The sequence below is a fragment of the Vibrio sp. 03-59-1 genome (assembly GCF_013114135.1).
Classification (GTDB): domain Bacteria; phylum Pseudomonadota; class Gammaproteobacteria; order Enterobacterales; family Vibrionaceae; genus Vibrio; species Vibrio cortegadensis.
In genome coordinates this window covers 1-9,681 of record NZ_VTYA01000033.1, presented here as the reverse complement: position 1 = coordinate 9,681, position 9,681 = coordinate 1, and the positions used below count along the sequence as shown (strand labels likewise).

At 39.5% G+C, this 9,681-nt stretch carries 8 protein-coding genes and 1 pseudogene; 3 read left to right on the top strand and 6 right to left on the bottom strand.

The genetic code is table 11. The annotated features are described in order from the left end of the window. From F0249_RS19275 to F0249_RS19265, 3 genes and pseudogenes are all read right to left on the bottom strand, one after another. Positions 1-314 (bottom strand): carboxymuconolactone decarboxylase family protein (locus F0249_RS19275; protein ID WP_171757543.1); only part of this gene is annotated, 314 nt, incomplete at its 3' end. Between the two features lie 59 nt (positions 315-373). Beyond that, positions 374-638: pseudogene (locus F0249_RS19270) on the bottom strand (MerR family transcriptional regulator). 512 nt (positions 639-1,150) lie between these two features. After that, a complete protein-coding gene (locus F0249_RS19265; RefSeq protein WP_171757541.1) occupies positions 1,151-3,766 on the bottom strand; it encodes a putative Ig domain-containing protein in 2,616 nt (871 codons plus the stop codon). A gap of 283 nt (positions 3,767-4,049) precedes the next feature. Between F0249_RS19265 and F0249_RS19260 the strand changes: the two genes are divergently transcribed. Further along, the gene (locus F0249_RS19260) at positions 4,050-4,907 is read left to right on the top strand and encodes a hypothetical protein (protein WP_171757540.1); all 858 of its coding nucleotides are present in this window, start codon (positions 4,050-4,052) and stop codon (positions 4,905-4,907) included. Between the two features lie 164 nt (positions 4,908-5,071). On the opposite strand, the gene F0249_RS19255 is transcribed toward F0249_RS19260, so the two are convergent. Together F0249_RS19255 and F0249_RS19250 are read right to left on the bottom strand one after the other, a co-directional pair. After that, positions 5,072-5,371, bottom strand: coding sequence for a Bor family protein (locus F0249_RS19255; RefSeq protein WP_136995167.1), 300 nt, complete (start codon positions 5,369-5,371; stop codon positions 5,072-5,074). A gap of 222 nt (positions 5,372-5,593) precedes the next feature. Then, positions 5,594-6,661 carry an NAD(P)/FAD-dependent oxidoreductase gene (locus tag F0249_RS19250; RefSeq protein WP_171757539.1) on the bottom strand — a complete coding sequence of 356 codons (1,068 nt, stop codon included), beginning with the start codon at positions 6,659-6,661 and terminating at the stop codon, positions 5,594-5,596. 112 nt (positions 6,662-6,773) lie between these two features. Between F0249_RS19250 and F0249_RS19245 the strand changes: the two genes are divergently transcribed. Then, positions 6,774-7,655, top strand: a complete 882-nt coding sequence (locus F0249_RS19245) for a LysR family transcriptional regulator (RefSeq protein ID WP_171757538.1) — start codon at positions 6,774-6,776, stop codon at positions 7,653-7,655. A 203-nt stretch (positions 7,656-7,858) separates the two neighbouring features. Here the strand turns inward: F0249_RS19245 and F0249_RS19240 are convergent, their stop codons facing one another. Continuing rightward, the gene (locus tag F0249_RS19240) at positions 7,859-8,170 is read right to left on the bottom strand and encodes a SemiSWEET transporter (RefSeq protein ID WP_017053437.1); all 312 of its coding nucleotides are present in this window, start codon (positions 8,168-8,170) and stop codon (positions 7,859-7,861) included. A gap of 145 nt (positions 8,171-8,315) precedes the next feature. On the opposite strand from F0249_RS19240, the gene F0249_RS19235 reads away from it, so the two are divergent. Then, positions 8,316-9,167 carry an AraC family transcriptional regulator gene (locus tag F0249_RS19235; protein ID WP_171757537.1) on the top strand — a complete coding sequence of 284 codons (852 nt, stop codon included), beginning with the start codon at positions 8,316-8,318 and terminating at the stop codon, positions 9,165-9,167. Positions 9,168-9,681 lie beyond the last annotated feature (514 nt).

Sequence of the window (9,681 nt, the reverse complement as noted above, 5' to 3'; positions counted from 1 at the left end):
CCTGCATAGACAGACATTTGTATTATTACTTCTTTGATTTCTTCTTCTGAACAACCAACATTAAGGGCTGCATGCAAATGCACTTTTAGTTGCGGCGTACAGGTTCCCATAGCGGTTAAAGCAGAGACTGTAGCAATCTCTCTTAATTTTAAGTCTAAGCCTTGCCGTGTATAGATATCGCCAAATGGAAATTCTATTGTGAATTTAGCTAAATCAGGGCAAATATCTTGTAAACTCTCAATGACTTTGTGGCCTGCTTCACCATCGATTTTTGATAACTGTTCTAGTCCAGAATTAAATCGAATGTTGTCCATGTGGTGTTCTCCTCTGAATAAAAGACCAACACACCTTACAAGTTAGAGTGAACTCTAAGTCAACTCACTTCTCCCTTTTTATATAAATTAATTTTGTTTTCTAATGCTTAAATCTCTTAATGACGCATATTTTTGAATTTCTTCTAGCGGCATCCCAGTGTCTTTGAGTCGTTTAACAAAGTTCACCCAATCAACATCTCTGTTTGAGTAAATTCGGTGACCGCTGCTATTTCTTTGGATTTGTTTGAGCAAACCAATTTTTTCATAGTATCGAAGAGTGTAAGACGATAATCCAACTACACTCGAAAATTTTTTCATGTTCATTTATTACTTCCTTGCTAAACCTCTCTTCACGAGCACAAATAACCATTGACTTCATAAACACTACACCGATTAGAATTAATAGGCCAAGTAACCAATTGTAAAAACGTTTTAAGCGAAATAGCTGGCAAACTTTGGGGCATTTTCATATTTGATGCCTCGCCAGCACACCTCTAAACAGAATGTTTCAGGGAATTAGCAAAGTATGGATTAAATATAGTATCCAAAATCCCACATATCGCTTTACGTCGTTAACATTGCGAGAGAAACAAAAAAAACCCTCAGTGGCGCAACACGAAGGGCTTTACCTGAAACCTAATACCAGCACTAAATAGCCGAAAAAGGAAAGTAAAATGAAAAAACTCACTTGGTAGTTGCAGTTAAATCATAATTTTTAAACTAGAATTATTTTGAACCTTCAATATCTAAATCGATAATTGATCGCCTGTGATCAAAAACCAAATCCCGATAGCAAGCCATATAAATGGGTATTTAATTAATCAGTCAATAAGTTATTATTTCACCATAAATGCGTATATCTTTGACTGTATTGCACCATGAGTGGTGTGGTTTCCTAAATTTAGTTCATCGTAAGCAGGGTCTTGTAATAAGCTTAACAAGGCAAGATTTTGGTCTGCTTCTTTTATTAACGCTAAGGTTTCAATGATCTCCGTAGATTGACCCTCGCCCCCTTTCACATTGTATATAACTAAATTACCCTTTTCATATTTCCAATTTGCGTTAATTTTCTCATCGGTACCTTTCTCATGATGAACAGTAAGTGTGACAAGTTTGCTTTCTTCGGTTTGTTCAAACATATAAGTTTCATATTGGCCAATCCATTTAAATGCGCTGGCATCTTGAGTCCAAGTTTTTAAGGTGGACTCTAACTTTCCGAATGGATTTGCATTAGAACTCTTTTTGCACATATTGACAGCGTTTTCATAATCACTGATTCGTGATAACTGTTCAGGTTGATCTTGTTCGTCAAAATTTGAATCAAATTGGTCACATTTATAGACACCTTGATATTTCATACGCAACATCAAAGGTTCCATTTTATCTCGGTAAGTAGGGGCTAAATCAGTCGTAACCGCATAGTAATGCCCGTCAATGAGTTTTCCACCTCGTATACCAGTTAAATCAGAAAATACTACAGTTGGTTGCTTTAACTCATTGATATTGCAACCTTGTGATTTCACGGTGTAACCAGCCTCATCAGATATAAATATACTACTATAGATCTTGTGTATCTCTTCACAGCTTAACGATTTACTAAAAGTAATCGAAACACTCGGTTCTTGGTTCAAGCTAGAGTGGCCGTTGAGATGAACACTGGCATCTCCGGAAATATATTCATTACCCTTCCATACCAAATATTGGTGTGCCGCCCCTCTTGCGTCAATCTGCTCATCAACGTGTTGAGCATTTGTAAAAAAGTGTCTTACCCATGCATGTTCATTCGTTCGACCTTTGGGCTCGGCTCTAACAAGGTATCCGTCATTTTCATAGATACGATTGAGAATAGTAAAATCATCGACAACCGTATTCCCATTTTCGAGTATAGTTGCCGTCAACGTATCACCATCAATCGTATAGGTTCCAACATTGTCTGTCGGCTCTTCACAGGTAAACGGTGTGTCACTTTCTGGTGAAAAATAAATTGCCTTATTTTCAAATTTTACAGCTTGGCAGCTTAAGTTCGGATGCTCTCCTGAATCACTGCTGTTATCAATGTGGTAAAACACTGTTCCTTCAAGTGGATGATTGACCAATACGCCTTGATCTTGAATCGTCAGTGGAATAGTTATTTGGCTCCCTTTACTATGCTCGCTATCCGTCGCAGTAATAGTGATGTCAACATTACCTGATTGAATAGGCGTGCCACTAATTTGGAGTTGCTGTTGCTTAATTGATACATTCAAGCCATTCGCTTTTGGTGCGGTAGTCACTGTATAAGCAATCACATCTCCATCTGAATCAGTAAATATGTCGTTGAGCGAAAAAAACTGCTCTGGAAACTCAACGCCTTTGATGAATGCTAACGCTTTGATGTCAGATATAAATTCTGCTGCTTGTGTTGGATTCAGGGCTGGCGCCTTATTTGACGTCGTCAGCGTTAATTTAAATGGAACAGGACGAGATTTTGCGCCGTTGCTATCAACGACATAAATATGGAAAAGATAATTTCCTGCTTTATTTTGTTGAATACCAGAAATAATGCCTTCGTCTGAGATTGTCACATGGGGTTGGTCGCCCGTTAGCGATTTGATTTTGAATGTAAGCTTGTCTGCGTCTGAATCTGTGAACTTGAGTTCGACACTTCGGTCAATTTCTAGCCGACCTCCTCCATCAACGATCGATGCTTCGTAAGGTTTTAAATCATTTCCAGTAAATGTAGGTCGATGATTAATTGTAGGCGCTAGGGTACCATCCTCTTTCACCGTAGGCTGGAGGTCTTGAAGATCTATCAGTTCATCAGCGTCTTTGATCTGTTCGGTAATTGCTTTCACGAGGTTTAATTGCGTTGCAGCTGTGTGGTTTGATCTACCTTGAGCATCAACTAATGCTTCGCCGATAATTTCGAGTTTCTTACTTTTAACTTGCTGTTCTGGTGCTGAAGATTGTGCAAAAGCGAGATAATCACCAAATACCGTGGTTTCATCAACGTCCATGCCACTGTCTTGCATAGCTTCAAGTAAATCATTTTTCACTTCATCTAAGGTTAACGTATTATTGATGGCCAATATATCAACGACGAGATTAGTTAAAGGGCTAACGACTACCGATCCAATGGGGGCTTTAAGAGTAAAACCTTTTTCAACTACCCCGCGCGTTAAGTCGATGGTTTCACCTACTTTTGCAGTAATGCAAATTCGTTTATTTTGATAAACGGTATCAACGTCTAGTTTGCCTTGCTCATTGGTCATACCAAGTGTTTTATCACAGGTATTATCTAGATTGGTATCTACCAACACTTCAGCGTTATGCAAGTATCCATCAATGGCTGTGATGGAAAACGTTGCTGATTCTGGCTCCGAGTCACTACCACCACAGCCACTTAAAAGTGCAGCGGCAATAGCTGGTGCCAAAAGCGTTTTTTTATGTTGATATAGCCAAGATATTGTCATGTGTATTCCTATATTGTTTGTAAATTCTATTTATATTTCAATTTATTGATGCGGAACGGTCGAGTTGTCATTAATAGTTGATCTTTACGGTCAAACCTTGTCCGAGATAAAGCCCTTTCATGATTCCCTTTCCTTATACTTACAATCAGTCACTGTTTTTGTTAATTTATTGAATTACAACAACCAACATATCTAGTAACTATCAATGGGCTCAAGTTATGCAGCCAGACTCAACAAAATAATCTCTATATAGTTTTATACGATTGATAAATAAGGAAATAAATTGAAAAGGTCGCGATCTAAATTGGAGGCTATTGTCCTGCAATATCGACAAGATGGGATGAAAAATGGGAAAAGGCGGAAGCTCTCAACAAGAGAATTTGCGAAACAAGTTGATATTGGTGAATCGACCCTCTATTTAAGATGGAGAGAGCCTGAATCGTTTCAAGACAAGGAATTGCTGTCGATCGCAAAGCTCATCGGTATCCCACCTGAGCAAGCAAGAGAAAAAGCAACAATAGATAAAAATTTAGATAATCAAAACTCTTCTTCTCAAGACAGTACATCTGACAAAAATAACGCTCTAATAGAGAAAAAATTTACTCTAAAAAGTGCAAAGTCTCATTTTCGATTTGTCAGTTTTGCGCTATTGGTGGCCATATTTTTAACAATTATTCTTCACACCGTACCTGTTTTCCAAAAATGGTTAATGCCAATAGAATTTCATTCAACTTTTCAGGGTTATGCTGAAGACCTTGATGCTAATGAGTTAGGGCAAGCGCTCGATCTACATTCAAAACTGTATAACTACAAATTAATCGATCTAGAAACAACAACCCGTGGTGGAAAAGTCGAAATGACAGGCACACTCGAATGGTCTTCTCTGCTAGAAGGAGGAAAAGTCGATAACACAGCCATTTTTTTTGCCAGTGGAATTCAAACTGGAGATACTGCGGCGTTAATTTATGAAATTGATGACGAAGTACATCAAGAGAGCTGGATTGGCACATTGATACTGGATATGCCTCGATCTGGTCCGATTAGCGGATATTGGATATCACAGCACTCTGAAGAAGATCCGATATCAGACGGTCCGTTTGCTATTGGTCGTGTTAAATTAGAACGCAAGGAAATACAGTGAATTTGTTGCAAGACCTGATTCTTAAGTAAGGTAAATAAGCCGTTTACCCATTTTGAGCTGGATTATCGTTGTAGCCCTAAACAAAAAACCGCGCAAAGCAATTAACTTTGCGCGGTTCTGTTTTGTTACTTTTACAACGTCAGCATTAAGCTAACTAGGCTGATTTAAGCCTTGCAATAAACACGAGCTTCGCGAGGTGTGTAAATACCAAATGTCACGGTCGCCAGTAGTCCATTAATAAAGGTTTCCTGAACCTCTACTTTTGCAATTTTATCTGCGCCGCCACATACGCCTGCTGCATCAATCTGCTTCTCTTGTGCTAAGCCACTAATGAAGAAATGATGAGCTTGCTCTGACGTCGCTTCTGTCTCTGTTGTATTTGCTTCAGGTGCCATTACAAAAGTTTGTTGAGCACAACCTGTCGCAAGGAATGATAGTGCAGCAGCAAGAATGATTTTTTTCATGTTTCTCTCCAGAATTGATATTTACATATGATCTGACTAGAAGGTTTAAAAAGTGCTTTAAAAGTGTACCTAGTCATTAATGCTGAAATTATTCCAGAGTTTTTGAACCATTACTGTATGGCTTTGTCAGGGATGGAATGACATAACGAAACAGTAACCATAAATAGGCGTCGATTGGTCCGCCTATATTCGTGGTATTGCTTCAACTTTTGAGGTTCAGATTTATGCCTCAAATGCAGTGTATATCTTGCTTATAAAGAGATCTTTTTGCTTCATATTGATTAAAGGCTTAAATGCCGTCACGACAATAGGCGTCTCTGTCACACCACTTTTTTGCCCCGTTGGGATAAGTGCGACTAACGGATTACGCTTGTACCCTTTCACTTTTTTATTTTTTAACTTTTTGCTGATCGATTTTGCAACATACTCGCCTTGTTGCTGCGCAAGATAGCCTAATTTAGCTTCACCCACATCCGCAACATCGCCTAGTGCGTACAGATTATTTTGGCCGATAACTTCCAATTTATCATTTACTTTCACGAACCCTTTCTCATCTAGGATATGAGCCATAAAGGGCTTTAAGAATTCGCTATTCGGTCGTGTACCTACCGCTTGAAAAACGACATCAGCATCACTGGTTTTCCCTGTATTGGCATCAATGTATGCGTCATCAACGTTGGCATAACGAGTGTCAAATTCAACATTAACGCCCAACGCTTCTAACTGTTTTAGTGTGAGGCGTTGTGTTTTTTTCTTAAATCCATCTAATAGTGCGTCTGAGCTATGGGCCAGTACCGTTTGTTTTTCAGGAAATCTATAAGCCACTTCTCCAGCCAATTCAACACCTACCACACCACCTCCGATGATAAGTATTTTGTTCGCTGATTTTATTTGATCATGGTACCCAAGCATTTCACTATTTCGAGTGTCTAAGTCTAATGCATTAATAGGCTTTGCTAGCGGCATCGTAGGGTAACGGGTCCCGGAAGCGATGATGGCCATCTTAAATTCGATAGAAGAGCCATTCTCTAACGTCGCCACGCTGTCATTAAGCTCAGCGACACCACTTTGAATAAATGAGCCTGTTAAAAAACTTTCATACTGTTTTCTTGCATCATCTCTTGTAACTTCAGGCGCGGCGACATTACGCAGTGTTGCAAAAGTCACTTCAAAGTAATCTTTTTTATCCACCAATAAAGTCTCGATACCCTGCTTCTCTAGCGCCTGAGCCGCAGACACGCCAGCAAAACCACCGCCAATAATTAAAACATCTACCTTTTTCGTATTCATATTCATTTGTCCACATCCAACAATCTTCAATAAGGGTAAATTATCGCGTTTCATTTCTATGGTAAATGAGCGAAAATAAGACAGTCATGTGCATTTATGCAACGGGTGAAAAATGAATAAATGGAACGAAATAAGAACCGCTTACAAGCTTGCTCAATACCAAACTCTCAGTGCCACCGCTCAAGATATCGGTGTGCATCGCTCAACGGTCATGCGTCATATTGATGCACTTGAAGAAGAGTTAGGGGTGATTCTTTTTCAGCGGAGTGATAAAGGTTACATACCAACGGAAGCCGGACTGGAAATTATGCGTCTGGGAGAAGTCACGGAGAACCAATTTGCACAACTGACGTCTCAGATCACCAGCAAAGATCAAGCATTAGAGGGGACTCTTACCATTGCGACCCTCAGTGATATCGCCAGTTTGGTTATGCCTTTTATCAAAGAGTACCAACACCGCTACCCTCGTATGCGTGTGGACTACATAAGCGATATTAGAAACTACAGTCTTGAATATGGAGAAGCCGACATTGCCATCAGAAGTGGTGAAAAACCCACAACTCCGGACAATATTGTGTTTCCAATTACCGATTTGGACATAGTTTTATGCGCCCACAAATCATATATAGAAGAGATGGGACATCCATCAGAGAAGGAACTGCCTCAACACCGATTTATTGCGATGAAAGATAGACCGCCGCATCTATTGTGGAATGAGTGGATTCACAACAATGTGTCAGAACAGAACATTGTATTTCTATGTTCTAATTCACAAGTTGCGTTTAGGTCTTTGGAGAGTGGTTGCGGTATTAGTGCGGTGCCAAGAAGTGTGGTCAAAAATGATGCTGATCTAATTGAAATCGCACCACATTTACACTGGAATTTCCCTATCTGGGCCTTAGTGCATAGAGATATGTTTAACCTAGCAAAAATCAAAGCGTTCATTGAATTATTGCAGCAAGGAAAAAATAAAGCATTCATCTTAACGTTTTAGCCTTGTGGTCTATTTTGTCACTAAGCTGAGGGAATAAACATCACCCTTTTCTTTCCCCTACTTTCCGTCTTGCCATAATGGTCAAACTAAACCCAAGTTTGACACTAACTGCTGTTCAAATATTAAAAGAGTACAAGATAAGTCCCTGATCCACTCCAAACGCTAACAATGTAATATTTTCCAAACTGAATTCTGGGTTGCGCTTAATTCTGCACAGAATGATTCAACCCACATGAGGTTTTTGATTGCACTCTGCTTTTCCACTCATTATATAGTTTTATAGCCAAAATAGTGGCAGACAAAAAGAAAGTAATCATGTTCGCAGCTATCATTGCACTATCTTGAATCACTAAGCCGTAGATTAACCATGATGCCACACCAAGGGTAAAGATACTGTACATAGCTAATGATAAAGAAGCCGTGTCTCTTGTCTTAATTACCTGAATAGCTTGTGGAAGAAAGGAAACTGTCGTTAAAAATGCTGATGTAAATCCCAAAACCTCGATGTTAGTCATAGTTTTTCTCTCTAAAATTAATGGATGAATATTTGAAGTCTCTCTAAATCTTGAGGCTATTATAAGGTTATATTTCCTATTTATTTATGGTTTAATCTATCCAGTTTTTATCCAAAACTATCATTTGGTAAAATAGGTGCAGTTTATGTTTGAATGGCAAGACGTATTGGAGATTGGCCCCGAATGCAACGAAAGGTTTGTTGAGAGCACAAAGACACCTGAAATGGATGCACTTGAAATCAGTTTATGTGGTGTATCAAATCTTGCAGGTAAGTACCGTGTGGGTCGGACTAATCCTGTTGATCATACCCTCTATTATGTCGTTGATGGCTCTTTTGAGCTGTACACTGAAGATGGTCACCAAACGGTGAGTAAATGCCATTTAGTCACATTGCCTGCCAATAAACCCTTTATAATCGAATTAACATCCACTTCTTTTTCCATGGTTTGGTTTCACCTTATGGATTGTGTTCGCTGGAGAAACATTTGTGCTGATCGCCCACTCGTTGTCAGGCTTGATAGCTGCCGAAAGATTTTCCACACGCTGAGTTTAATTTACTACGAGCGTTCACTGACACATCGACAACCCATCATGCAACAGTTGGAGCATTACCTCGAAGAGTCATTATGCGCACCCTTATCTGGCCCTTCTGAATTCCAACGTTTGGATCAATTAATCCGCGATATAGAGAAACGACTGCACTTTCCGTGGACCGTCACTGACATTGCAGAAATGCTCCAATATTCCTCTCCTCATTTGCACCGATTATTTCAAAAACGCTTCCAACGGAGTCCTATACAACACCTCATTTTTTTACGAATGGAGCGTGCAAAGTATTTGCTCCTTCACACCACATGGTCTATAGAGCAAATAGCTGAGCAATTGGGTTACAACGATGTGTTCAGTTTTTCAAAACGATTCAAGAAAACGATCGGTGTAGCCCCAGGCCAATATAGAAAACAACCAACTGAAAGCGATATAGCGTCTAGCGAATGATCATTTGCTCACGCTCTGGTCCAACAGAAACCATAACAATCGGCACTCCCAGAAAGTTTCAATGGAAAGAGATTTGATGCTATTTTCCGGGGTAATCGGGTAAAGAGATCACATTATCAATCATACTTTCTGCGGCCGCTTGGGCTTTGGTTTCGATGAAAAAATACGGAATAAATGTTGAATTTAAAGGTGCCGATGAAACCGGAAAGTTCTGGATTTCAATAGTTCGTTGTTCGTATAAAGATGAATGTCATCTCTTGAAAGGTCGGCATTCAAAGCTAAAGAGTATAGCTTAGCTGAAGACTCGTCATGATTGGCGAGTCGAGCCCTTTTGATTGTCTTAGGGCAGACACTTAATCCTCTGCAGAGGGAACACTTTCAGCGGTGTTTATACGGATGAAAAGAAAGGACGAGACTGTCTCAATTTCTGTGTAATTGCCTAAACTAAGCCTTAAAGGCTAAGGATAGGCAATATGAACAAGAAAGAGCTTGAAGCTTTCGCCAAGGAAGCAGC